The sequence below is a fragment of the Methylomonas sp. 11b genome, assembly GCF_000515215.1.
Taxonomy (GTDB): domain Bacteria; phylum Pseudomonadota; class Gammaproteobacteria; order Methylococcales; family Methylomonadaceae; genus Methylomonas.
Map to the genome: position 1 here is coordinate 2,056,687 of NZ_KI911557.1, position 25,504 is coordinate 2,082,190.

The window sequence follows — 25,504 nt, forward strand, 5'->3', positions numbered from 1 at the left end:
GGACGTAAAATTGGAACTCAGTGGCGGACATATACTTGTCCAATGTCTTAAAGATGAAGGTGTCGAATTTGTATTTGGCTATCCGGGTGGCTCTGTATTGCACATCTATGATGCCATTTTCCATCAAGACGAAGTGAAACATATCCTGGTCAGACACGAGCAAGCGGCGGCCCATGCAGCTGACGCCTATGCGCGCGCGACCGGCAAACCCGGCGTGGTGCTGGTGACCTCGGGACCAGGAGCAACCAATGCCGTCACCGGCATTGCCACAGCCTATATGGATTCGATTCCGATGGTGATCATCTCGGGACAAGTGCCGTCGCCGGTGATAGGCAGCGATGCGTTCCAGGAAGTCGATACGGTGGGTATTACCCGGCCCTGCGTTAAGCATAACTTCCTGGTCAAAGACGTCAACGACCTGGCCGAAACCATGAAAAAGGCCTTTTACGTGGCGACCACCGGTCGTCCTGGCCCAGTGTTGGTCGACGTACCCAAGGACATGACCGATCCGAACATCAAGGTGCCCTATAAGTATCCAAAAAAGATCAGCATGCGTTCTTATAACCCCGTGGTGACAGGTCATAAGGGCCAGATCAAGCGGGCGGTAGAAATGTTGCTGACCGCGCAAAGGCCGATGATTTATTCCGGCGGTGGCGTGATTCTCGGTGAAGCGCATAAAGAGCTGACCGAATTGACCCAATTGCTGGGTTATCCGATCACAAATACCTTGATGGGCTTGGGTGGCTATCCAGCTACCGACAAACAATTTGTCGGCATGCTGGGCATGCATGGTACTTACGAAGCCAATATGGCGATGCACGAGAGTGACGTCATTCTGGCGGTCGGCGCGCGGTTTGACGACCGAGTGACCGGTAAGTTGGCTGAGTTTTGTCCATACGCGAAGATTATCCATATCGACGTCGATCCGGCCTCCATATCCAAGACCGTTAAAGTGGACGTGCCGATTGTTGGCGATGTAAAACCGGTGTTGGAACAGATGCTGGAGCTGATCAAAGACAGCAAAATCAAACCATCCAAATCGGCATTGGAATCCTGGTGGCAGCTGATTCAAAGCTGGCGCGATGTACATTGCCTGGAATACGACCGCAACAGCAAGGTAATTAAACCGCAATATGTGGTGGAACAGCTGTATCAGGTCACTCATGGCGAAGCCTATGTGACATCAGACGTTGGTCAGCACCAGATGTATGCAGCGCAGTATTATCACTTCGATAAACCTCGGCGCTGGATCAACTCCGGTGGCTTGGGCACGATGGGCTTTGGCTTGCCGGCTGCAATTGGTGTGAAATTGGCGTTTCCGGAAGCCAATGTCGCCTGTATTACCGGCGAAGCCAGCATCCAGATGTGTATTCAGGAACTGTCCACGGCCTTGCAATACCATGCGCCGGTGAAGATTATCAACCTGAATAACCGCTACATGGGTATGGTGCGGCAATGGCAGGAGTTTTCCTACGAGAGCCGTTATTCGCAATCGTATATGGATACCATCCCCGACTTCGTCAAACTGGCAGAAGCCTACGGCCATGTCGGCATGCTGATCGAAAAACCCGAAGACGTGCGCGGCGCCCTGGAACATGCGTTCGCCTTGAAAGACAGAACGGTATTCCTGGATTTCATCACCGACCGTACCGAAAACGTTTACCCTATGATTGAAGCAGGCAAAGGCCATCACGACATGAAATTGCGCGTCGCACCCGGCACCCCGGTAGACAGGGAGTTGTCATAATGAGGCACATCATTTCTATCCTGATCGAAAACGAATCCGGCGCGTTGTCGCGCGTGGCGGGCTTGTTTTCCGCGCGCGGCTATAACATTGAGTCCTTGACCGTAGCGCCGACCGAAGACCCAAGTCTGTCGCGGATGACATTGGTCACCAGCGGCAGCGACGAGATCATCGAACAAATCACCAAGCAGCTGAATAAGTTGATCGACGTGGTGAAATTGATCGATTTGGCGGAATCGGCGCATATAGAAAGGGAATTGATGCTGGTGAAAATCAAAACCAGCCACGACACGCGCGAGGAAGTGAAACGCATGGTCGACATTTTCCGCGGCAAGATTATCGACGTCACCGCCAACAGCTATGTGGTGGAAATGACCGGCCAATCCAGCAAACTGGACGCTTTTATTCACGGCTTTGAAGAAGGCAGCATCATCGAAGTGGTGCGCTCCGGCCCGACCGGCATCTCCCGCGGCGAAAAAGGCTTACACCTGTAACATTTATTATTTACCCAGCAACGAGAAAACCTATGCAAGTTTATTACGATAAAGACGCCGACCTTTCTGTTATCAGAAGCAAAAAAGTAGCCATCATCGGCTATGGCTCACAAGGCCACGCGCACGCCAACAACCTGAAAGACTCAGGCGTTGACGTCGTCGTCGGCTTGCGTGCCAATTCAGCGTCAGTCGCCAAAGCTCAAGCCAGCGGCTTGACTGTAAAAGACGTACCAGAAGCCATCGCCGGCGCCGACGTGGTGATGATTCTGACCCCAGACGAGTTTCAATCCAAACTGTACAAAGAAGAAATCGAGCCAAACATCAAAGAAGGCGCTGCTCTAGCATTCGCGCACGGTTTCGCAATTTTGTATAACCAAGTCGTGCCTCGTAAAGACCTGGACGTGATCATGATCGCCCCCAAAGCGCCAGGCCACACCGTGCGTTCAGAATTCGTCAAAGGCGGCGGTATTCCCGATTTGATCGCGATTCATCAAGATGCGTCCGGTATGGCTAAAGCCATCTGCTTGTCATACGCATCGGCTATCGGTGGCGGCCGGTCCGGCATTATCGAAACCACCTTCCGCGACGAAACCGAAACCGATTTGTTCGGCGAACAAGCGGTATTGTGCGGCGGCGCGGTGGAACTGGTCAAAGCCGGTTTTGAGACACTGACCGAAGCGGGCTACCCACCTGAAATGGCCTATTTCGAGTGCTTACACGAATTGAAACTGATCGTAGACTTGATGTACGAAGGCGGCATCGCCAACATGAACTACTCGATCTCCAACAACGCGGAATATGGCGAATACGTCACCGGCCCGAAAGTGATCAACGAAGAAAGCCGTTGGGCGATGAAACAAGCCCTGGAAGACATTCAACAAGGTAAATACGCCAAGCAATTTATCCTGGAAGGCCAAACCGGCTACCCTGAGATGACTGCCAGACGCCGCCTGAATGCAGAGCATCCTATCGAAGTCGTTGGCGCCAAATTGCGGGGCATGATGCCTTGGATTAAAGCCAATCAAATCGTCGATAAAAGCAAAAACTAAGCTTATCGGCTAGGATTAAAGCCCATCTATACGATGGGCTTTTTTTTTGCCCGTAGGATTTTGCCAAATGCCTGATCATTCTCGCTTCAACCAGCTTTATCTCGGCATCATAATTGCGACCTTGGCACTACCCTGCTCCGCTGAATTCTTGCAGTGGAGCAACAGTGAGATTCAATATCTGCATGGCGGCAACTACCAGGAACCTTTCAACCCCAACGACGTCAGCCAGTCCATTACCACCGTCACCCACGCCCACGGCTGGGCTTACGGCCGCAACTTCTTCTTCATGGATACGCTGTTTACCGAATCCGGCCAAGCCGCGCAAACCAATCTCTACGGCGAAGCCTATAGTACTTTCAGTCTCGGCAAAATCACCGGCTTGGACCTGTCATACGGCATATTCAAGGATTTTGGCGTTACTGGCGGCATTAACCTGGGCGAAAATATGAACAGCCAACGCAGTGGTTTTCGGGCGTGGCTGTACGGCATTACCCTTGATTTCAATCTGCCAGGTTTTGACTATTTCAATGTGGACTTTTTGCGCCAACGCGTTACCGAAACAGCAGACATAGGCACATCCTGGCAAATCACGCCAGTGTGGAAACTGCCTTTCGAGATCGTCGGCACGAAGTGGAGTTTCGAAGGCTTTGCCGATTTCATCGGCCGCAACCACGGTACCTCTCGCCAAGCTTTGGCTCAACCGCAGCTAAGACTCGATATTGGCGACTTATGGGGCAATCGTAGCCATCTGTATCTGGGCATCGAATATCAATACTGGCACAATAAATACGGCATTAAAGGCCTGCACGACAACGTGCCGCAAGCCTTGCTTTTGTGGAAATTTTGATGCCAATTGCCCGGTATTTAGTTAAGCAGCTGTCATATTCAGCATGTACAATGCCGCCAACTTTTCAACCTTTGTAGACACATTATGATCAAGAAGCAACCGCTTACGCGTCATCGTGGCATTTACCTACTGCCCAATCTGTTCACCACAGGCGCCATGTTTGCCGGATTTTATGCGATCACGTCAGCGATTAACGGCCGCTTCGAAACAGCGGCAATTTCCATGTTCATCGCGATGGTGCTCGATGGACTGGACGGCCGAGTTGCCCGCCTGACTAACACCCAAAGCGAATTCGGCGTGCAATATGACAGCTTGTCCGACATGGTGTCGTTTGGCGCCGCTCCGGCTATTGTGATGTATCTTTGGACCCTATCCAGCATGGGCCAAGCGGGCCTGTTCGCCGCGTTTGTGCACATGGCCGGCGGCGCGTTGCGGCTGGCACGCTTTAATACGCAAGTCGAGGTGGCCGATAAACGCTACTTTCAAGGCCTACCAAGCCCAGCGGCGGCAGCTATTTTAGCCGGCGGCTTATGGTTCTGCGTGGAGAATGGTTACGACGTGGAAAATATCAAATACTTGGTATTGCTGACTACCATCAGCACCGGCTTGCTGATGGTAAGCAATTTCCGCTACTCCAGCTTCAAGGAAATCGATTTTAAAAACAAAGTGCCATTCATCGTTGCCATCATCGCGATGCTGGTCATCAGCTTCATCTTGGCGCAACCGCAGCGGATGCTGTTTCTGTTATCGGTCGGCTATGCCGTATCCGGCCCCATCGTCACCTTGGTTTTGCGCAAACGTAAGCTGCAAAGTCGTAAAAGTTAGCGGATGCAAAATACTGGCGGCAAACTGTTGCTCGACGCCTTGGAAAGACACTGGCGCCAATATCGCAAACGGTTGAAAGCCTGCCGCCAAAGCGCCAACGAAGATAACGTCCACGAATTACGTGTCAGTACCCGGCGCTTACTGGCGCTGATCGAATTGCTGCAAACCCTGGCACCGCAGACCACGCTGCTAAGAATTCGCAAATCCCTGAAAAAACAGCTCGACGGCTTCGACCAACTGCGCGACACTCAGGTGATGCTGTTCGAATCAGCCAAGTCCCTGCCTATCCTTCCCGAGCTAGAGCCGTTTTTAGCGCACATGCATCGCTGCGAACAGCGCTTATTGCTGGAAAACCAGTCGTTCATTGCCAGCTTGTACCAACCAAAACTGCGGCGCAAGCTGAAAAAAGCTGGCAAATACTTCAAAACTCAAACCGCCGACATCGATCTTGAACTGGCCGTATCAAGCGCCATTGACGATATTTATGGCATGGTGATAAATCGCTATGAAGCACTGGACCCCGCCATTCCTGCCAGTATTCATCATCTACGCATCGCCGTTAAGAAATTGCGCTACACGCTTTTCGCAACGCAATCCATTGATTCCGCCGTGACTGAAACGGACTTAAGCCTGCTGAAAAGCCAGTTAAATCGCATGGGCGATATTCAAAACTCTGTGGTAATGTTGCAAACACTTGAGCTATTTTTTCAACATCAGATACCCACCGCAATAGAGCAGTATTATCGACGGCAACAACAAGAGATGATCGACTCATTTATGACATGCTGTTCGGAGATTTTGACGTTTCGGCATGCGACCCAAAATGACAGAAACTGGGTTTTTGAATCCGCTTAGAAACTAGCTATACTCATTGTCGATGTACTTATTGGCACCAATGGCAAGCTGATTTGCCAGAAATAAAGAATTTTCTAGTAAGCCATTGAAAGACAATGTGGCTGGACAAATAGTGCGAGCCATTAAATCTACTATCAATTGGATTTATATTTTATCATTGCCTCAGGACAATCAGCGGCTGCCGAGAAAACTAACTCCGTCAAACTTAAACACTCAAAATCAACAAGAAAAAGTTCATAACGTGGCATTACGAAATATTAGAGGCGGTTTCAATGGCATCAGATGATAGAAACTCACCAAAAATTGGTGTTCCGTCGTCACCCTATCTGGTTTACACCTCAGCCGGTCACCGATCCAATATTAAAAAATGGGTCACGGGCAAAAAAAATTTCGACTTATGGGTTACTCAATACGAAGGCGAAAGCGATTATCACCGGAGCGTTGCTGATTTTTACAACGAGCGAAAAGGCGGCAAATATCCAAATCTACATGATATATATAACTGCTGGGGAGAGCTACTCAACCACTATCGGGCAATATTCGTACTTGACGACGATATAGAATTAAGCGCCAACCAAATTAGCCAGTTATTCCGAATTTTAGAACGCTACAAGCTCGTCTTGCTACAACCTGGTTTCTTGAGCGTCGGCAAAATAAGCCATGAAGTCACAAAAGCAAACCATTTCAGGTTTGCGAGGCTTACCAATTTCGTGGAAAACTGCGTGCCATTGTTCTCTAAACCTATTCTGGATCGCTTTATGGCAACTTACGACCCGGGTTTAATAGCCTTCGGAACTGATTGGTGGTATTTACACCTTCTGACTGATGAAGAGCGCGAAACCGGAGTGGCGGTAATTGATTCAGTACCTTGCGTAAATCCGGACGAATGGCTGGAACAAAAACCGCGAAAAATAGATCAAGTGGAGCCGGTCAATAAAGGCATAGAGATTTGGCAGGAATTTAAGCGCGAGCGCGGCATCGAGATGCCGCCGGGTGGTGTCAGAAGCTTGGGACTATTATGGCCTGAAGCCTTAGAAGACTGGCTTACTCTAATCTCAGCTCCGTTAATCCGCTGCAAAACATTTCTGTTCTACCCCTTTTATTTCATGCGCCTGAAGCGCTTTTATTGGGATATTCATAGGCGAAAAATATTTTAAGTCCGCAATTCAGCAATGGCGGAATAATGCGAAATGCTGGCTATCCAAACCAGCGCAAAGGATCTTATTCAATAAGAATATAATTTTCCTTTCTCCAATTGAAAACTTAGCTCGGCTAACCTCCTTCAGAATAGCATTTCGCAACTAGCTGACGGCCCAAGGAATTATTCGTGAACTATTTAAACGAAATTAAATGCTATTTAAAAATCAAAATTTCCCAAATATTGATGCGGTACCCTACCCATCATAAACCACTAAAAATACAACATGCGCCTAAAAACAAACCGAAGGTACTAATTTTAGGAATATATTTAGAATACAGAGAAAACACATTTAATCACCTGATAAATGCGTTTAATCAATCAACAGCATGTGCTGTTGATCAAATCTGGGTATCATTGAACCCTAAAAACTCTCCAAAAGCCAACGAAACCGAATATAAAAACCATGCCAACCTAATGCTGGTTAAGCAGATATTTGAGCTTAAACCAAAATTTACGATATTAAATGAAATTCTAGAAGAGGTTGACATAAGCAAATACGATTATCTTGTCTTTACCGATGACGACATTTTTGTTGACGATAACTTTCTCGATGCTTTTATCGGATGGCAACAGCATTTAAACTTTTGTTTGGCTCAACCCGCCCGCACAAGAACCAGTACAGCTGATAATACATTTGTTGTTTCCAGGCCTTGGCTAAATGCACGCGAAACACATTTTGTTGAAATTGGCCCGCTATTTAGCATGCATAAATCAATTGTAAATGAATTACTACCGTTTGATCTTGAAAGCCCAATGGGATGGGGATATGACCTCGTTTGGCCAATAAAGGTGAGTTCATCGGGAAAAACCATGGGAATTATCGATGCGACTCCTGTACAGCATAGCCTAAGACCGCAGGGCGCTGCGTATTCTACTGCAAAAGAATCCGTGCTAATGAACGAATATCTTTCAACAAAACAGCACCTAAACTTCCGAGAAGCCTGCACTATTGTTAAAAATTACTCAAAAATAAAGCTTCCTCAAAAATCCGTCTAATTTATCGTAGTGCCTATCTGTTTTCATTTCTCGAACAAAGTACCTCTTAACTCCCATTAGTTCCAACAACCTATTTATCTTACTGGCACTATGCGATACTACTTAAACATAATAAGCGACAGAATCACCGACTTAAAGTTACAATAGCCAAAACTGCCAACATTAATTTGATTCATCTTATGCATCATAATATCTCCGATAAACCTTTTGTAATTTAATCGGCCTAATCAACGCTATGAGCTGCTTAGTTACCGTTATCATACCTACCCACAACCGCCCCGACCTTTTGGACGAAGCCATAAGCAGCGTAGTCAATCAGACTTTAGCGGATTGGGAGGCCATTGTCATTGACGACTGCTCAACCCCTCCGGTAAACCCCGCCCAACTCCAGAAAAAATTCGGAACGAAGGTTAAAGTTTTGCGGCACCCAAGCTCTTTGGGGGGAGCCGCAGCGAAAAACACCGGCATCAAAGCCGCTTCTGGCAAATATATTGCGTTTCTGGACGACGATGACCTTTACGCGCCGACTTATTTAGAAAAAGCTGTTTCAACTTTACAAAAACATCCAGAAATTAACACGCTGTTCATGAGCGTCGCCTGGTTCGGCCCAAATTCAAAATGGACGCACGAATCCTACACTGACGCCATGAACAAAATATTGGCAGATCTGGCTGGAACGCAGGTTACGGAAACCCTGCTGGAATTTGACGCAGACCGTCTATTCAAAGCTTTACTAAAACGGGTCCCTATGGCGTTTCAACGACCGGTAGCAGCCAGGGAACAGGTTATGCAAATCGGCCTATATCAAGAAGATTGCCTACTTTGGGATTGCGATTGGGCTTTGCGTGCTGCGCTGAATGGCCAATGCGGATTAGTGACAGAGGGTTTGTACCTGCAACGCAGCGCCGGCCAGGGATACTCGTCTCAGCCCCGCCGCCGGGTGGATCACTCTTTATCCAATCTGGAAATAAAAAAACAACTGATTAAGCGGAATGTCAGACCTGATCTAGCTAAACTGATCAGGCTCAACTACATCCAATCCGCTCAAGATTTGAGTTGGGAGTACATCAATCAAAACCAGGGTTTACTAGCGGTTAGAACCATGCTGACTAGTTTCCGATACGGCATTCACTTTCTTCAGATTAAGTTTTTAGCGCATGCTATATATAGCTGGGGATTAAGTTTATGCTCTAAAGAACAAAAGTAACCTGCTCAGACCTCTGAACGAAACAAAAAGGTAAAATAGCTTACACCACAGCATCGCAAACTTGAGCGTCAGTCGGCAATCAAGTATAGTTTCCAGCCATGAACAATCAGATAATCGTTTATCATAAAAATTTAGCTCCCATGCCAGCCATTGGCACACGGTTGTTCGGCCTGTCTTTAAGATTGCTGCCCTGAGGGGCACACTCTATCCTCATCTAAATAATACAACCCTTTTCTGTTTCTCGGCCTCAGCGCCGAACATTTCATGATCGGAGTTCTCATGAAAGATAAATTAATTATATTCGACACTACTTTGCGCGACGGCGAGCAAAGCCCTGGCGCCTCCATGACCCGCGATGAAAAAGTCCGCATCGCCCGTGCGCTGGAGCGGATGAAAGTTGATGTGATCGAAGCGGGGTTCCCGGCAGCCAGCCAAGGCGATTTCGAAGCCGTCCAAGCAGTGGCGGATGCAATCAAAGACAGCACAGTTTGCGGTTTGGCACGGGCCTTGGATAAAGACATCGACAGAGCCGGCGAAGCCTTGAAAGGCGCGAAAAGCTCGCGAATCCATACGTTTATCGCCACCTCGCCGATCCATATGCAAAAGAAGTTGAATATGCAGCCTGATCAGGTGATCGAATACGCAGTTCGGGCGGTGAAGCGTGCCCGTCAATACACCGACAACGTCGAATTCTCCCCAGAAGACGCCGGCCGCTCGGAAGAAGATTTCTTGTGCCGTATCTTGGAAGCAGTGATCGATGCCGGAGCGACGACGCTTAATATCCCGGATACGGTCGGCTACAGCATGCCTCAGCAATTCGGCGCGACCATTGCCAATTTGATCAAACGCATTCCCAATTCCGACAAGGCTATCTTCTCGGTACATTGCCACAACGATTTGGGCTTGGCGGTTGCCAATTCCTTGTCCGCGGTAATGAATGGCGCTCGGCAGGTGGAATGCACCATCAACGGTTTGGGCGAACGCGCCGGCAATGCCTCTTTAGAAGAAATCGTGATGGCCGTGCGCACCCGGCAGGATTTCTTTGGTTGCGATACCGGCTTGGATGCGCGTGAGATTGTCACCTGCTCAAAGCTCGTGTCATCCATTACCGGCTTTCCGGTGCAGCCTAACAAGGCCATCGTCGGCGCGAACGCCTTTGCCCACGAATCAGGGATTCATCAAGACGGTGTATTGAAAAACCGGGAGACTTACGAAATCATGCGCGCCGAGGATGTGGGTTGGACCACCAACCGCATGGTATTGGGCAAACATTCCGGACGTAACGCGTTCAAAACCCGGATGGCGGAGCTGGGCGTAGACTTTGCCGGCGAAGCGGATTTGAACGACGCATTTTTCAGATTCAAACAACTCGCAGACAAAAAACACGATATTTTCGACGAAGACTTGCAGGCCTTGATTTCTGAACAAGGTTTCGAAGCGGAAGACGAGCATATCAAGTTGGTAGCTTTAAAAGTGTGTTCAGAAACCGGCGAAGTACCTAACGCCACCGTCACGATACGCGTCGACGGTAAAGAAGTAACCGGCAGCGGACAAGGCGGCGGTGCGGTGGATGCAAGCCTGAAAGCGATAGAAAGCTTGGTGAAAACCGGAGCGACTTTAGCGCTGTACTCGGTTAACAACATCACCACCGGCACGGATGCTCAAGGTGAAGTAACAGTGAGACTGGAAAATGCCGGCCGTATCGTTAATGGTTCCGGAGCCGACACCGACATCGTGATCGCCTCGGCCAAGGCTTACATTAACGCGGTTAACAAACTGCAAACACCCGACCAACGTCAGCATCCGCAAAAAGGCGATGTCTGATTGTTGAGCCACCATGGATAACGCGACCCGCTTGCAATATTTGGAAGCGATGGGCATTGATGTCTGGCTACCTAGGCATCAACCTGTCGTCATTCCGCGAGCGGCCGTTTATCTTGAAAATCCAGTCGAAAACGTAGAACGGCTTGAACAACCTGAAGGCCGGCAAGATGTGTTCTCCAAGCAAACGGTATCAAGCGTCATCGAAACCGTTAATGCCGAAACTCCGCGACATTCCGTTTCATCGCCATCATCCCACGCCAACGATCAAATATGGAGAGACTTGCAACACGAGGTTTCTTTGTGCCAAGCCTGCTCGCTGTGTAAAACCCGCACCCAAACCGTATTCGGTGTCGGCAATAAGCAAGCAACCTGGATGCTGATCGGCGAAGCGCCAGGGCAGAACGAAGATTTACAAGGCGAGCCATTCGTCGGCAAGGCTGGCCAACTTTTAACCGAAATGCTGCGGGCAATTGGCTTAAAGCGCGAAGAAGTCTACATCGCCAATATGCTGAAATGTCGACCGCCGAACAACCGCGATCCGCAAACAGAGGAAGTTGCCGCTTGTAAAAATTTTTTACAGCAGCAAATTGAATTGATACAGCCAAAAATTATTTTGGCTGTAGGCCGCATTGCCGCACAAAATTTGCTCGACACGCAACAACCTCTGGCAAAATTGCGAGGGGTCCAGCATCAGTTGCACAACATCCCTTTAATTGTCATTCACCACCCGGCTTACTTATTACGTTCATTGCTGGAAAAAGCCAAGGCCTGGAGCGACTTGCAATTTGCACTGTCGGTCTATCAAAAACTAGAAAAATTGAACCATGTGGAAACTGTTACATAAATTGAAAGATGCTGTGATTTACGATGCGGACCGTGAGTTTTACGCCAAGGTGTTTCCCGATTCGGTAGATAGCAAAGACTTAATGCGCATGCGCAAAATGGACCATGCCGATTTGGCTAGCGTCCTGAAGATCGAAGAGTTAAATTACGAATTCCCTTGGTCGGAAGGGATATTTAAAGATTGTTTCCGCACGATGACTTACACCAGTTGGGTTTGCGAAGCGCCGGATGACAACATAGTAGGCTACTGCATCATCAATGTTGCGGCTGGCGAAGCACACATTATGAACATCAGCGTCAACCCTGTCTTTCAAAGGCAGGGAGCCGGCCGCAAAATGTTGGAACACTTAATTGAATACGCCAGGCCTCGCGCCGAGAAAATATTCCTCGAGGTGCGCCCCAGCAATCCTGGCGCCATCAATTTGTACCGACAAACCGGCTTTCGCGAAATCGGCACCCGTAAGAATTATTATCCGGCGAAAAATGGTCGCGAGGACGCAATTATGTTTGCGTTGGATCTGGTTCCTATGCTGTAGCCGGATTATGTCTATTCCCTGTCGGCCTCAATTATCCCGCCAACTATTCCTTAGAGACGGTAACTGACCCGATTAGAGCAGTACATCGGGCGTTTACCAAGTTATAAAACCGGATACTTTTTCACTCTATTTTGCAATTGCTGAGGCCCTTGCTTCAACCAATTTGCTGTTTGGACCCTTAGGTCAATTTCGTAAAGATATATTGGGTTTGCTTGAAAACCAGCATCACGGGTTTTAAGCGAGTTGGATTTGCCGAATTTAGTTATCATCGTAATTCCCTAATGTGCAGTTTATCTATAAAAGCAAAAACTTGTTCAAGTCTCATAAACAATTGAATTCGTTAGCTTACAAACACTGGTCAAACGAGTATCTGGCTGTACCGGAATGTATGTCGCTAGCATTTGGCAATAGTTACAAAGCAAATAACACACCATTTTCTGAACACGGAATGGCCTTCGCCTCTTCGAACGATCTGCGTAGATAAGACTATTTTTTGTCAGCGCAGTATTGCCATAAGTGACAGTCACCTGACATTTTTGGTCAGTAACGGAAAAGATCGCTTATCTTTGTCCAATACGGCGATCCGCCACTGCAAAGGGCTAATCTGGCAACCCATTCAAGCTGATGAACAAATCCTTCGATTGCGCGAACACAGAGACACCACCAAGATATGGCAGTTCAAATGACAAAATCGATAACATTTAATTGACTTTAAGAAAGTGAATCAAGATTCTGTTTTGGAAGATTTTGTCTATTTTTTTAGAAGCACACCGTCTACGAGAGCGACCAAAACACTGTTGAGTTTTAGAAAAAAGGTGGCAGAATCGGACCAGCCGATAGCTTTTGGGAGGTCTTATGAAAATACTAGCAGTGCTGATACTCGCCGGACTTACTTATGGTCTTGCGTTATTCATAGTTGGAATAATCAAAGAATTGGCGGAGTTCGCCGTTGAGGCATGGCGTGACGTTCAGATCGGAAGATAAGCCTATTCAATTCAACTAAATCAGAATAATTAACTTTCAAAAACTCACTGAATTGTCATTTAGATAAGCAGAGCCGGGAACAGAACCCGGCTTTTTTGTGATTGTGGTTTTCTCGTGAGCGTATCTAAACTATAAACACGGGCAATCTTAACGGCTGCATGGTTTTTATTGGCACAGCATTTGGGACGAATGCTGCCTGTCGGACCGTCGATTTAGATAACAGTCGCCCGCATTCCATACAGATGAAACTCCCGGTTGGCGACCCGTAGGCGAATTCCATGGTCAAGGTCGGGTGGTCACAATAATTGCTGTCGGCATGGCTGGCTATTGGTATCGCTTTTATATTGTCCATAATTTTTTCCTTATAACCGTCTAAGCTAGATTTGTGTGTCGTTACTTTATTCAAACTTCCTTAAATCTAGATTATGTGCAAATTAAGATTTCATTATTAATGGCCCAAGCAAATCCGGCCAAACGGTAATTTGCCATGAATTTTTAAATTTGCCGACATAGCTCGGTTCGTACGCTTAACAAGTACCACGGTCTTAATGCCTTATCTTTAGCTTAAATTTGCGCTGAGACCCCTATATTCACAATTGGTGAGATTTTACCGCCCGGCCTTAAACTTCAAAGCATGCGCCATCACCTGATAGATGTAACTTTGCTCTTGTACTCCATGAAATAAATGCGCTTTGGGGCCAAACGCGAAAATCGCCACATCTTCGGCACCGTGCGTTTCGCTACCCAGCGGGACGACGGCTTCCTGCAGAAAATCGGGATGCGCAGTATCGACAACGCTTAGATCCGGACGGCCGTTTTGGCCTCGATAGCCCGGGCCATTGGCATATCCCAGCGTAGCGTACGGCAGACCGTTGCTGTCCTTGGCAAAACCGGTTTCGCCAGTTTGTTTTACCAAGCCCATGATAGGATTTCCGCGTTGCGGGTAGCCGGCGATAGTAAAGGTATGGCTATGGTCGGCGGTAACGACGATTAAAGTATCTACAGGATTGGTTTTTTCCAGCGCCTTGCGCACCGCATTAGATAGCTCGATTGTTTCCGTCAAGGCTCTATAGGCATTACCGGCGTGATGGGCATGATCGATACGGCCCGCCTCCACCATCAGCACATAGCCTTTTTTATTTTTCGACAATATATCTATGGCTTTTTCGGTCATCTCGGTCAAAGACGGCTCTCCACCCTTGTCGCCAAGCCGGTCATGTTCGTATTCCATGTGCGAAAGCTCGAACAGTCCCAGCAAATGCTCGGTTTGCTTAGAGTCTATGGCGTCGAAGCCGGCTTTGTTGTAAACGTAGGCGGATTGCGGATATTGGGCTAGCCAACGCTGGGTCAAATCAACACCGTCTTTGCGGCTACCAAACTTGTCACTATCTTCCGGGTCCGGCGTCGTTTCGGGCAAAAACATGCTACGCCCGCCACCCAAAGCCACTTCCAGGCCGTTACCGTATTCGAACTCCAGGAGTTGCTTGGCAATATCGGGAACTGTGGCGCCCTCAGGAACTTGCGCATCAGACTCCCAATCGCGTTCAGAGGTATGGGCGTAACAAGCAGCCGGAGTGGCATGCGTGACTCGGGCAGTAGAAACCACGCCAGTCGATAGACCTTTTTCCTCGGCCTGTTCCAGTAAGGTTTTCACCTTGTAGGTATTGATGACATCTGCGCTTTTTTCCCGGCGTGCCACCTGCATCCCCACCGACAATTCGCCATCGTTGGTTTTCACACCAGTGATGATGGCTGACATGGTCGGCGCGGAATCCGGGGTTTGCTGATTGGCGCTGTAGGTTTTCGATAACGCCACATACGGCGCAGCTTCGAAACTCAATGAGTTCTCCTCTCCGCCACGATTGCCCGGTTTACGCTGCCCCTCCAGAATACGCGCCGCGGTAATAGTCGCGATGCCCATACCGTCGCCGACAAATAGAATCACGTTTTTGGCGAATGCTTTATTGGCTTTAAGTTGCTCAGCGGCCTTGATGCGGTTTTGCCCAGATTCCAACCAGAATGCAGGCGTTTCTAAAGCAGGTTCAGCCTGGGATGTTCCGACCGCAAAGGCCAGTGTGCCAATCAGGATTGCGGATTTACAGCGCGTAGGGATCATAAGTACTTCTGAGGAATGTTTTCTAAATCAATCGCCACAGTTCTAAACGGCTTCAACGCCTTGTTTGGAAATACCCGCACCGAACTTGCGATGCCAGACATACGTCACCAGCAGCAATACGGCCAACACCCCGAAAAAACCTTTATCACCCAAGATGACGTAAGGCGTAAGACCACGCATCGGCACTATATAATCGGTTAAAGTAGTCGTAGTAAACAAAGGCGCCTGCTTACGTAATGCACCGTCCGGACCTACAAACCCGGTCACACCAGTATTGGTGGCTCGTGCCAAATAGCGGCCGGTTTCCAGCGCCCGCATTTGCGCCATTTGCATGTGTTGATGCGGCTGCGACGAATCGCCGAACCAGGCGTCGTTGGTCATATTGACGATGTAGCCGGCATCCGCAACCTGCCTGGCAACCAACTCGCCGAAGGCATCTTCATAACAAATAGTAGTGACAAACGCATGACCGCCCGCCGTCAACAACGTTTGCCGGTCGCCACCGGCAGCGAAATCGCCCAGAGGTATTTGCAATTTATCCAATACCCAGCCCGATAACGGCTGAAGCGGTAAATATTCGCCAAAAGGCAGTAGGTGATTTTTGTGGTAAAGGGCTTGATTTTCGCCCAAGGTCATGACGCTGTTGTAATACTCCTTACCCTGCCCGCTGCTGGGTAGCCCAACAACCAAATCAACTCCATGCGCTTGCGCGGCAGTTTGCAGAGGATCGATGTAGAACTCTTTCACTTGCGATAGAAAGGCCGGAATCGAGGTTTCCGGCCAGATGATTACATCAGAATCCCAATGCTGTTCTGTGAGCTCTTGATAAAGTCTGAGCGTGTTGAGTTTCTGATTTTTTTGCCATTTCTGATCCTGGCCAATATTGCCTTGCACCAATGTTACCTTGATCGGCGCGCCAGCGGCTTGAGTCCACGACACGGTTCGCAAATAGCCACCGCCCGCCCAAATTAATCCTAAAACCAGCAGCCCCGGCAATGCCGGCAATTTGCCACGCAATATCTCGACTAACGAAAAAGCCGATACAGCCAACAAAAACCCGACCCCATAAACCCCGGTCAGTGGGGCATAACCAGCCAAAGGCGTAGACAGTTGGCTGTAGGCAATTTGCAGCCAGGGAAAACCATTCAACAACCAATAACCGCGAAAATACTCGACCGCCACCCAAGCGACAGCGGCAGCCGTTATACGTAGCCATGCCCCGGACCACATCGAGGTTTTGGCGATAAACCAGCCGGTCAAGGCCGGGAACAAAGCCCAAACTGCTACCAGCAAAGCCGTCAGCGCTATCGAGCTATACGGGTCGCCGCCGCCAAAATCGTGAATACTGATATACGTCCACCAAATACCTGAACCGAACAAACCCAAACCGAACAAATAACCACTAAGCACCGCCCTCTTCGGCATCTGCCGCTGCCAAACCCAGTAAATGAAAACTAATGCACCGATTGCGGCGTAGGCATAATCGTATGGAGCAAAGGCCATGGTGAGCAATATCCCAAAAACCGGTGCGGCAAGTTCCCATTTACAATTCAATATTCGCGTCATTACTCTGCTGTGTTTATTCGATGGAATCGGCATTTTATGCAGCCGCCGGGGTTTCGTAAAATTGGCAGCTGCCTTTAGCCGCCAATCTGAACTAAACTGAGGTAATGTTTTCAACACAACTTAACTCGCAAGTACATGACCGATAACGCATCACTGCCTTTTGAGCTGTCAACGGAGTCCCTCGGCGCATGGATAAATTCATTAAGCGCGTTGCCGGCGGCGAACGCTGCAAATCAGTTGAATCTGGTCCTTAAACAACTGACTCGCAGCAACGCCCCAGCCGCAAACGTGTTGCCGATACTCGTCAATTTAACGCCACTGACATTGCATTTATCCAATGGTTTAACCAACGCGGCGCGTTCCGAAACAGACCTAGCCACCAACACCAAAGCGCTGAAAATTGCGAAACTAGCCATCCAGTTACTCAGACATTTGAGCCTGGCTTTTTGTCGTACTGTCGAGACCAAACAACTCGATACATTGCTGAACCAACAAGCGATATTTTATGCCTTGCAACTCGTTGGGTACTGTCTGCGCAGCACGGCGCTGTTTTACGAAATGCCGTCTACAACCTTGTGGAAAAAAAGCGGCCTGCTTTACACCATAGCTGTTGAACTGCAACTGTTAAAAAAACCGATCTCTTCCAAACTTCAGGAGTTTAAGTTACAAAGCACCATTGAAGCAGTCGTTAAACGCAACGTATTGTTTGCACTCAGCAAACCCAACCAATACTCAACAACTGAAATCAGTCAATTATTTCAGTTGGTTAATCGGCATCAAGATCGCCTGGAGCTCAGCAAAACTGCCAATCCGGATAGCGGTTTTTTTTGGAATCTGGGCAGCGAACCAAGTCCAATACCGCGCACGAACAGTACATTGCCGCGCGGCTCCGTGCACATCAGCTGCCTGAGACTCGGCCATGCCTTGCAACTTGGCGAAATCGAGACCGAACTGAATTCAAACATGCAGACCAAACTGGCTTTGCACTTGACAGGATACAGCAATATTTTCGCATCGGTGGCAATCGGCCCGCCGATGCCTGCACACTTACTCGAGGGCTTCGTTGCGGTCAGCGCCCATCTGCAAGGCGAAGAAAAATTATCGAAAATCATGAACCTTAGCTCGCAATTGTCGCGCGGTAGGTCCCTGGCCCGCGATATGTCTCTAGTGCCATTGGAACATGAAAAAAGTTTCTACAAACCGCTCAATGCTAGCATTGTCAGTTTCCCCGAACACGGCACTAGTCTGAGTCTGCTACGCAACGTCAGCAAACAATTCCTGGTGGCGGAAAGCCCCGCGCCCAATTGTTCAACCGGTGATATTGGCTTACTGTGTCGCGAGCAGCAGCCCGCCAAAGTGGTGATAGTTCGCCAGCAAACGCTATATGAAGATGTAACACTAATTTTGCTGGAACCCATTATCGGCAACATTACAATCCACGACATCGAAAATGCCGGCGACAGCAACAGCCAGAAAGCCATAGTCATCGGGATGGAAACCGAGCACCCCGAGGTGTTGTTAGCCAACGGCAAATACACGGTAGGCAGTAAAATCAATCTGCTGTACGGCAACACCTTGTATTTGAAAGCTTGCGTGGAAAGCACCCCTTGGTTAGTGCGCTTCAAGGTCGGTGTTGATTTGTGACGCCATGCGGGACGTGGGCGGCAGCGATTTGATGGGACTCTGCGGAATCGCAATGGCCTTTTTGATCATCGAAGAAAATATCAGCCCCGAACGCTTTTAAAAACGCCCCCTTGGGCATGCCGCCTAAAAACAAGGCTTCATCAATTCTAATTCCCCAAGCCCGCAAGGTTCTAACGACCCGCTCGTGAGCAGGTGCGGCGCGTGCGGTGACCAAGGCGGTGCGAATCGGCGACAAATCTTGATCGAAATGGGTTTGAATGCGGTGCAAAGCACTTAAAAACTCTTTCAACGGTCCGTCGGACAAGGGCTTATGCGCCTCGTTGCGCTCATTGGCGGCAAAAGCCGCCAAACCGTGTTGTTGATAAATCCGCTCCGATTCATCGGAAAACAGCACCGCATCGCCATCAAAAGCAATCCGCAACTGCGGCGACGGATTGGCTACGGCGCCGGAGACGATGGTCGCAGCAGCATAACCGGCAGCCAGAGCTTTTCTGACATCCTCGCCATTGGCCGACAAAAACAAATGCGCGCCAAAAGCCGGAATATATTCGTAAGGCGAAACGCCGCTAGTAAACGCCGCCCGGCTAATCGCCAGTTCGTAATGATTAATCGAGTTAAAGATACGCAAACCGGTATCCGCGCTATTTTGCGACAGCAGGATAATCTCCACCAACGGCGCCCCGGGAAAAGCTTTGTTAATATCCAGAAACTTCTTCACCAAGGAAAATCCAAAACCCGGCGGCAGAATTTCGTTTTCGTGCTCAATCTGATAACGACAAAAGGCTTCCTTGCCCTGGGTTTCGAAAATCGCATGCGATTCATCCAGATTGAATAAGGCTCTGGACGATACTGCAACCACAAGTTTCTGATTATCCATGGCTATTCTTTATTGCGGGTAACCCACACCGAATCGAGATTAAGGGTTTTCTTGATTTTCGCCGCATAAGCCGCCGCTTCGTACTGGGTTTTAAAACCGTCCACAAACAAACGATACCAGTTTTCGCCCTTGGATTCGGTTTTGACTACCTTGGCCGGCACGCCTTTGCCCGCAAACTCTTGGGCCTTGCTCTTGGCATACCAATCCTGTTTAAACGCTATTAAATTGACCGCCCAATTTTCCTCGACCGGTACCGGCTTTTTCTTCTCCGGCTTAGGGGCCGGCGCAGCAGCTACCGCTCGACCTTTTTCCAAGGCGCTCACCTTGTTCTGCAAAGCTTCTATCGCAGCGCCGATTTGCATGATCTGGCTGCCGATTTCGGCAGAAGGCTTGGCCTGATCGCCGTTCGCTTTTGCCGCACCAGTATCAGCATGCCCCGCCTTACTTAATTCCGCAATCTGAGTGGCCATCACGCCATTGCTCACCGTCAACTCGTCTAACTGTTTGCGCAACATTTCCTTGTCCGCTGCATCGCTGGCAGGCGCAGCATTCACTTGTTCCTGTAATTTTCCAATAATGGTGACCAACTCGCCGACTTGCGACTTGGCGATCATGCCTTGTATTCCTAATCCGGTACCGATCAGCAGCGCCGCCACTGCGATGCCATTGGCCACATAGGCAGCTACCGGCTTTTTAGCCGCCAAGGCATCCAAGGCCCGCTTGGTTTTCTTCTGTTCGGTCTGTACGCTTTCCAGACTATCCAAACAACCAAGCAGCTCATTTTTACCCGCCGCCTCGGTCAGATCGTGGCGCATCTGCTGCTGATGCTTTTTGAGGTCGACGATATTCCGATTCAACGCGGCAATTTCGCTACTATGATCGATGACTTGTATAGGCGGAACTGGGGCCGCTTGAACTTGCTCGACCGCGTCGGCAATCGGCGCTATTTCGGGCTCATTGCTCTGGACGACAACTAATTCTTCCTCGTTATTTTGCTCACTGACCGCTGCCGCAAATATCTGATCCAAATCCGGCTCCGGTTCCGGCGCACTTGCTTGGACGCTGTTATCGGGTTCTTCCAAATCGGCAAAATCATCGACGATTGGCGGTGCCGACGGTGCATATTCGTCATCAGCCGAAATATCGAAATCCGCAATCAGAAAATCGGCATTGCCGCCAGCCAACTCGGCATCATCGGAAAACTCGTCTATTTCGGCCATATTCTCCAGCTCGTCCACCGCAGTTTCCGCCAAACCCACTGCGGCGACCGGGGTGTCTTCGGGGAAATCGTCGATTTGACCGACCCGCTCTAACTCCGCTACTTCTTCAAATACATCATCAACCGGCAAATCTAAAGGGTTCCCCTGATTTTCGGCATCGACGATATCGGCAAACTCATCGTCGATAACTTGCTGCTCGCGTCCGGGATTAATGCCGATGTCGGCGTTGAAATCGTCGCCAAACTCATCAATATCGTCGGCTAAACTCGATACTGCCTTAGGCTCATTCGCACTCAGCAATTCATCGATATCCGCGAACTCGTCAATCTCCTGTTGCGCCTCAGGCTCGAATGTCTCGTCGCCCACCAGCAAACGGTCAATGGCTTCGTCATCATCTATTTTGCCAACCTGTTGTTCGGAGGGGTCGCCAATATTCAGCATGGCATCCAGATCGTCGGCGAACGCATCCAAGGTTTTTTTGTTTTTACTACCAGTCGATTCAGCCATGTTTTTTCTCGTTTAAGCCGCACATAGTTCAGCAAATGCTGATTCGCAAGCACCGTAAGGTGTCATTTAAGCGCAGTTACCAAGGCATTGACCTCCATGCGTTGCTGCAAATCAATGTCCCGAAAACCGGCCTTAGCCATCTGCGCCAACGCGACGGATTCGCGCATGACATGATTTTCCGACTCGTCGTTAAACAGATGGACTATCCAATGCTCGAGTAAATCCAATCGGTTGATTTCGGTCAACACCTTAAAATAACCGCCAACTTCTTGCTGAATGCTGCGGGTATGCGCGCTGACATCATCCAAGGCATAACGGTCGCCGTTGACGAATTTTCCACCCGGCTTTAACACCCGATATATTTCGACCAACACTTGACGGCGGTAATCGCAATGGAAATTATGCAAAGTATATGCCGACGCCAAAATATCGACACTGTCGCTCGCCAATGCTTGTAATGCCGTCAAGGCGTCCTCGCCGGAAAAACACAATCTGCCTGCTGCGACCCAGTCCCGCAAACTCTGCTTCGCCTGATTTTGCATAGTGGGTTCGTTATCGACACTTAATATACTTAGGTTATCCGCGGCAGACAGGATCGCCAACGTAGTGATACCAGTACCGCCACCAAGTTCAACCACTGTCTGGGGAGCGCTCTGCTTTTCACAGTAATCGCCAACCATTTCACCAACTAAGCGGCTCATTTCCGTCGCAAATGGGCATATCAAGTTGAGCATTTGATATTCTTGACCAATCACGCTGGAGAACATCGCATCGAAGGGTTTTTCTTCCGTCATGATTGCGCTTTCAGTTTTTGTTTTGCGTCGTACGCTGCCAGTTGCTCCGGAGTGGCTTCGCGTTGATATTTATCTTTCCATTCGCTGTAAGGCATGCCGTAGACAATCTGCCGTGCTTGCTCGTAATCAATGTCGATTGCGCGTTCTGCGGCGGCGGCTGCATACCATTTAGCCAGGCAATTCCGGCAAAAATCAGCGAGCACCATCAGTTCGATATTCTGCACTTCGGTATGCTGTTGTAAATGGGCTAGTAGTTGCCTGAAAGCCGCCGCTTCCAGCTCGACGTTATTGGACTGAATCATGAAATCCTCCTTTAAAACCGGCATTTTAGCAGCAAAGCCGTTAGGCTCATGTACAATTGCACCCAAAGATTCTACAATGAAGTAATTGATACTTGGGCTCTAATCGCGCTTTGTGAACACAATACACAGTTCATCCTTGGCTTTTTATCCGGTCGGCTATAACCAGCCGAGAGCCGTACGGCCGGATAATAATCTTGAACAAAAGCAAAAGCCTAATAGCGACGAGACCGGGATACCTCGGCAGAATCCTGATTTACCTAAAACCTCGTCAACCGCTCAAATCAAGGCCGCTTTGGCGGACAACGGGCTGACAGTAAGCAATAACGACCAACCAAGTAATTCGCGTACCTTGAAAGCATTGAACGCCTACACAGAAAACCGCAATCAACCCGCCCAAAACCGGGTTGCCGAGATCATTTCCGGTATCGATCTTTACGTCTAACCTCCCTCCCATCTTTAAACGTCAATCATGAAACCGCTTTTAGAGTTTTTCCCTATCGTTCTATTCTTTGTCGCGTACAAACTGTACGACATTTACATTGCCACTGCCGTCGTAATCGCCGCCACGGTTGTGCAGGTCATCAGCTATTGGCTGCTCTATCGCAAAGTGGAAACCATGCAGTGGATTACACTGGGATTAATTTTGGTCATGGGTGGTGCGACACTATATTTACAGGACGAGCAATTCATTAAGTGGAAACTAACCATTATTGAGTGGCTGTTCGGCGGTGCATTTTTGGTCAGCCAATTCGTCGGCAAAAAAACTTTTATAGAACGCATGATGGGCGCAAACCTCGAATTGCCGGATCGTATCTGGAAACGCCTTAACCTGAGCTGGTCCATGTTTTTTATCGGGGTCGGCTGTTTAAATTTATACGTGATGGCGAACTACAGCACCGACGACTGGGTCAGTTTTAAAACTTTCGGCGTTCCCGGCCTGATGCTTATTTTTATTGCCGTACAAATAGTGTTCTTGTATAAGTTTATTCCCGCACCAGAGGCTAAAGAGTAATGTTGTATGCCATCATGGCCGAAGATGTCGCGGACAGCCTGAGCAATCGTTTGGCCGCCCGTCCGCAGCATCTGGAACGATTAACTATATTGCAAAACCAAGGCCGCTTGGTATTGGCCGGGCCGCATCCTGCGATAGATAGCGAAAACCCCGGCGATGCCGGATTTAGCGGCAGCCTGATTGTTGCCGAGTTTGCCAGTCGGCAGGACGCCCAAGACTGGGCCAATGCCGACCCTTATATCTCCGCGGGCGTATATGCTCGTGTTACCGTTAAACCTTTCAAACAAGTATTTCCCCAATGACAGCCGACCATATCAGACAGAAGCTGGAAGAAGCTTTTAAGCCAGAATTAATCGAAATCATCGACCATAGCGCCGCACACGCCGGCCACGCCGGTAACAAAGGTGGCGGTCATTTCCATGTCACTCTCATATCCACTCAATTTGAAGGTAAATCCCTGGTGCAAAGACATCAGCTGGTTTATCAGGCCTTGGGCGACATGATGAAGGATGAAATCCATGCCCTGGGCATTAACGCTTTAACCCCCTCTGAAAACAGCTAAAGGAAATTCTTAAGATGAAACTGAAACTTATTCCCCTGATACTAGCCAGTAGCGTACTGTTACCCGGTTGCTTCGAAGAAAAAGCCAAGGAAGCGTCCGCACCAGCGGCACCGACTGTCAGCAAAGAGGACGCGGTTGCTTCGGTTAACGGCACCTATATCAGCAAGAAAACCTTGGAAACCTTGGAAAAAGAAATTGCAGAACGCAGCCAAGGCCAAACCTTCCCAAAAGAACAGCTATTGGAAGAACTGATTCAACGCGAATTGTTGATTCAGCAAGCCGTACAAAAACAACTGGATAAATCGCCGGAAGTCATCGAACGGATGGCGACCGTTAGAAACTCCTTATTGTCGCAAGCGGCCCTACAAGACTACCTGAAAGCCAACCCAGTCACCGACGAAGAAATCAAAGCGGAATACGACTCCAAAATGGCTAATATGGGCAGCGAATACAAGGCCCGCCACATTTTGGTTAAAACCGAAGACGAAGCAAAAAAACTGATCGCAGAACTGGAAAAAGGCGGCGATTTTACCGCGCTGGCTAAAAAACATTCCATCGACCCGATGGGCTCCGAAGGTGGAGATTTAGGTTGGTTTACCGCTGATCGCATGGTCCCGCCCTTCTCTGAAGCCGTGGTTGCGCTGGAAAACGGCAAATTCAGCAAACAACCCGTGCAAACTCAGTTTGGCTGGCATGTGATCCTGCGCGAAGAGTCCAGAGCGCTAACACCACCGCCGTTTGATTCAGTTAAAGAACAAATTCGCCCAATGTTACAGCGCCAAAAAGCGCAAGCCATGATCGAAAATTTGCGCAAAAACGCCAAAGTTGAAGTCTTACTGCCGCCGACACCACCAAAGCAAGAAGAGGCTCAACCGGCTGATCAGGCTGCACCAGCACCTGCTGCTGAGGCCACTCCGGCCGAACCAGCCAGCGCCGCACCAAACGCAGACGTAAAACCCACCGAACCAGCGGCTACAGCTAAATAACGCGCCATACAGAACAGGGCGGTCCAACCGCCCTGTTTTTTTGCAACATACGTCTTATATCCCTATAAGCTCAGCTAACTAAATAACTATGCCGCTTGAGCTTGCATCTTCCGATTCTGCGTATTTTCATCCAGTAAAGCTTTAATACTGGCCGTGCATTTTCCACATACACCACCCGCACCCGTGCACTGCATCAGCTGTCTGCGATTACATACACCTTGACTGATTGCCTGCGTAACCTGTCTATCGGTGACCGCTTTACACACACATACGTACATAACACCCTCACTTAATTCATATGCGCATTAATGATAACAATTATCATTTAAAAGTAAAGCATCCACCATCACATTTTTTCCACGCGAACTTCCCAAACTAATCAGAGTCGGATGTTGCAATTACCTTGCTTTGCTTAGGAAATACGCGGGATTCAGGCACGAACCCGAATTGCAAACCCAGGTTTGTTCATGATTAAATAGGACGATAACCTTTTCGTCATTTATTACAGAGCCA

The 25,504-nt window shown here is 49.0% G+C and carries 25 protein-coding genes; 18 read left to right on the forward strand and 7 right to left on the reverse strand.

All coding sequences use genetic code 11. From position 1 onward, the window contains the following. Nucleotides 1–10: 10 nt before the first annotated feature. The 12 genes from METH11B_RS0109925 to rimI all read left to right on the forward strand — a co-directional run bounded on the left by METH11B_RS0109925 (nucleotide 11) and on the right by rimI (nucleotide 12,421). On the forward strand, nucleotides 11–1,747 hold the full coding sequence (locus METH11B_RS0109925; protein ID WP_026146943.1) for an acetolactate synthase 3 large subunit: 1,737 nt from the start codon (nucleotides 11–13) through the stop codon (nucleotides 1,745–1,747). Beyond that, the gene (ilvN, locus tag METH11B_RS0109930; RefSeq protein WP_020482951.1) at nucleotides 1,747–2,238 is read left to right on the forward strand and encodes an acetolactate synthase small subunit; all 492 of its coding nucleotides are present in this window, start codon (nucleotides 1,747–1,749) and stop codon (nucleotides 2,236–2,238) included. Before METH11B_RS0109925 ends, ilvN begins: the two co-directional genes overlap by 1 nt. 32 nt (nucleotides 2,239–2,270) lie before the next feature. Next, the gene (ilvC, locus tag METH11B_RS0109935) at nucleotides 2,271–3,287 is read left to right on the forward strand and encodes a ketol-acid reductoisomerase (RefSeq protein ID WP_026601912.1); all 1,017 of its coding nucleotides are present in this window, start codon (nucleotides 2,271–2,273) and stop codon (nucleotides 3,285–3,287) included. A 67-nt stretch (nucleotides 3,288–3,354) separates the two neighbouring features. Then, nucleotides 3,355–4,134 (forward strand): outer membrane protein OmpK, encoded by a 780-nt coding sequence (locus tag METH11B_RS0109940; RefSeq protein ID WP_026601913.1) that lies wholly within the window; start codon nucleotides 3,355–3,357, stop codon nucleotides 4,132–4,134. 84 nt (nucleotides 4,135–4,218) lie between these two features. Then, nucleotides 4,219–4,959, forward strand: coding sequence for a CDP-diacylglycerol--serine O-phosphatidyltransferase (pssA, locus tag METH11B_RS0109945; RefSeq protein ID WP_020482954.1), 741 nt, complete (start codon nucleotides 4,219–4,221; stop codon nucleotides 4,957–4,959). A 3-nt stretch (nucleotides 4,960–4,962) separates the two neighbouring features. After that, nucleotides 4,963–5,814 (forward strand): CHAD domain-containing protein, encoded by an 852-nt coding sequence (locus tag METH11B_RS0109950; protein WP_026601914.1) that lies wholly within the window; start codon nucleotides 4,963–4,965, stop codon nucleotides 5,812–5,814. A gap of 272 nt (nucleotides 5,815–6,086) precedes the next feature. After that, nucleotides 6,087–6,971: a hypothetical protein gene (locus METH11B_RS26630; protein ID WP_026601915.1), complete on the forward strand. Its 885-nt coding sequence runs from the start codon at nucleotides 6,087–6,089 to the stop codon at nucleotides 6,969–6,971. 170 nt (nucleotides 6,972–7,141) lie between these two features. Beyond that, the gene (locus tag METH11B_RS26635) at nucleotides 7,142–8,011 is read left to right on the forward strand and encodes a hypothetical protein (protein WP_026601916.1); all 870 of its coding nucleotides are present in this window, start codon (nucleotides 7,142–7,144) and stop codon (nucleotides 8,009–8,011) included. A 235-nt stretch (nucleotides 8,012–8,246) separates the two neighbouring features. Beyond that, on the forward strand, nucleotides 8,247–9,218 hold the full coding sequence (locus tag METH11B_RS27805) for a glycosyltransferase family 2 protein (RefSeq protein WP_026601917.1): 972 nt from the start codon (nucleotides 8,247–8,249) through the stop codon (nucleotides 9,216–9,218). Between the two features lie 279 nt (nucleotides 9,219–9,497). Then, nucleotides 9,498–11,042, forward strand: coding sequence for a 2-isopropylmalate synthase (locus tag METH11B_RS0109970; RefSeq protein ID WP_026601918.1), 1,545 nt, complete (start codon nucleotides 9,498–9,500; stop codon nucleotides 11,040–11,042). Nucleotides 11,043–11,055: 13 nt separating this feature from the next. Continuing rightward, nucleotides 11,056–11,886, forward strand: a complete 831-nt coding sequence (locus METH11B_RS0109975; RefSeq protein ID WP_026601919.1) for a uracil-DNA glycosylase — start codon at nucleotides 11,056–11,058, stop codon at nucleotides 11,884–11,886. Next, nucleotides 11,867–12,421, forward strand: a complete 555-nt coding sequence (rimI, locus tag METH11B_RS0109980; RefSeq protein WP_020482961.1) for a ribosomal protein S18-alanine N-acetyltransferase — start codon at nucleotides 11,867–11,869, stop codon at nucleotides 12,419–12,421. Before METH11B_RS0109975 ends, rimI begins: the two co-directional genes overlap by 20 nt. 1,591 nt (nucleotides 12,422–14,012) lie before the next feature. On the opposite strand, the gene METH11B_RS0109990 is transcribed toward rimI, so the two are convergent. Together METH11B_RS0109990 and lnt are read right to left on the reverse strand one after the other, a co-directional pair. Beyond that, nucleotides 14,013–15,521 (reverse strand): alkaline phosphatase, encoded by a 1,509-nt coding sequence (locus METH11B_RS0109990; RefSeq protein ID WP_026601920.1) that lies wholly within the window; start codon nucleotides 15,519–15,521, stop codon nucleotides 14,013–14,015. A 42-nt stretch (nucleotides 15,522–15,563) separates the two neighbouring features. Continuing rightward, nucleotides 15,564–17,120, reverse strand: a complete 1,557-nt coding sequence (gene lnt, locus METH11B_RS0109995) for an apolipoprotein N-acyltransferase (protein WP_331280411.1) — start codon at nucleotides 17,118–17,120, stop codon at nucleotides 15,564–15,566. A 204-nt stretch (nucleotides 17,121–17,324) separates the two neighbouring features. Between lnt and METH11B_RS0110005 the strand changes: the two genes are divergently transcribed. Further along, the gene (locus METH11B_RS0110005; protein WP_155931107.1) at nucleotides 17,325–18,731 is read left to right on the forward strand and encodes a hypothetical protein; all 1,407 of its coding nucleotides are present in this window, start codon (nucleotides 17,325–17,327) and stop codon (nucleotides 18,729–18,731) included. Here the strand turns inward: METH11B_RS0110005 and METH11B_RS0110010 are convergent. From METH11B_RS0110010 to METH11B_RS0110025, 4 genes are all read right to left on the reverse strand, one after another. Next, nucleotides 18,709–19,608: a 5'-nucleotidase gene (locus METH11B_RS0110010; RefSeq protein ID WP_020482968.1), complete on the reverse strand. Its 900-nt coding sequence runs from the start codon at nucleotides 19,606–19,608 to the stop codon at nucleotides 18,709–18,711. The two genes, METH11B_RS0110005 and METH11B_RS0110010, sit on opposite strands and share 23 nt — an antisense overlap. 2 nt (nucleotides 19,609–19,610) lie before the next feature. After that, a complete protein-coding gene (locus METH11B_RS0110015) occupies nucleotides 19,611–21,335 on the reverse strand; it encodes an SPOR domain-containing protein (RefSeq protein ID WP_026601923.1) in 1,725 nt (574 codons plus the stop codon). 62 nt (nucleotides 21,336–21,397) lie between these two features. Beyond that, the gene (locus METH11B_RS0110020; RefSeq protein WP_026601924.1) at nucleotides 21,398–22,129 is read right to left on the reverse strand and encodes a class I SAM-dependent methyltransferase; all 732 of its coding nucleotides are present in this window, start codon (nucleotides 22,127–22,129) and stop codon (nucleotides 21,398–21,400) included. Then, nucleotides 22,126–22,431: a DUF1244 domain-containing protein gene (locus METH11B_RS0110025; RefSeq protein ID WP_020482971.1), complete on the reverse strand. Its 306-nt coding sequence runs from the start codon at nucleotides 22,429–22,431 to the stop codon at nucleotides 22,126–22,128. Before METH11B_RS0110025 ends, METH11B_RS0110020 begins: the two co-directional genes overlap by 4 nt. A 112-nt stretch (nucleotides 22,432–22,543) precedes the next feature. Here METH11B_RS0110025 and METH11B_RS0110030 point away from each other — a divergent pair, with 112 nt between their 5' ends. Genes METH11B_RS0110030 through METH11B_RS0110050 form a run of 5 tightly spaced genes read left to right on the forward strand, consistent with a single transcriptional unit; the run spans nucleotide 22,544 to nucleotide 24,991 of the window. Further along, entirely contained in the window at nucleotides 22,544–22,873 is a 330-nt protein-coding gene (locus METH11B_RS0110030; RefSeq protein ID WP_155931108.1) for a hypothetical protein, read from the forward strand. 27 nt (nucleotides 22,874–22,900) lie between these two features. Then, nucleotides 22,901–23,443 carry a septation protein A gene (locus tag METH11B_RS0110035; protein ID WP_026601926.1) on the forward strand — a complete coding sequence of 181 codons (543 nt, stop codon included), beginning with the start codon at nucleotides 22,901–22,903 and terminating at the stop codon, nucleotides 23,441–23,443. Next, nucleotides 23,443–23,745: a YciI family protein gene (locus METH11B_RS0110040; protein WP_026601927.1), complete on the forward strand. Its 303-nt coding sequence runs from the start codon at nucleotides 23,443–23,445 to the stop codon at nucleotides 23,743–23,745. The genes METH11B_RS0110035 and METH11B_RS0110040 overlap by 1 nt, the downstream gene beginning before the upstream one ends. After that, nucleotides 23,742–24,005 (forward strand): BolA family protein, encoded by a 264-nt coding sequence (locus METH11B_RS0110045; protein ID WP_020482975.1) that lies wholly within the window; start codon nucleotides 23,742–23,744, stop codon nucleotides 24,003–24,005. The genes METH11B_RS0110040 and METH11B_RS0110045 overlap by 4 nt, the downstream gene beginning before the upstream one ends. 14 nt (nucleotides 24,006–24,019) lie before the next feature. Then, nucleotides 24,020–24,991 carry a peptidylprolyl isomerase gene (locus METH11B_RS0110050; protein WP_020482976.1) on the forward strand — a complete coding sequence of 324 codons (972 nt, stop codon included), beginning with the start codon at nucleotides 24,020–24,022 and terminating at the stop codon, nucleotides 24,989–24,991. A gap of 86 nt (nucleotides 24,992–25,077) precedes the next feature. On the opposite strand, the gene METH11B_RS28500 is transcribed toward METH11B_RS0110050, so the two are convergent. Then, nucleotides 25,078–25,269 (reverse strand): (2Fe-2S)-binding protein, encoded by a 192-nt coding sequence (locus METH11B_RS28500; protein WP_081607912.1) that lies wholly within the window; start codon nucleotides 25,267–25,269, stop codon nucleotides 25,078–25,080. Nucleotides 25,270–25,504: the final 235 nt, after the last annotated feature.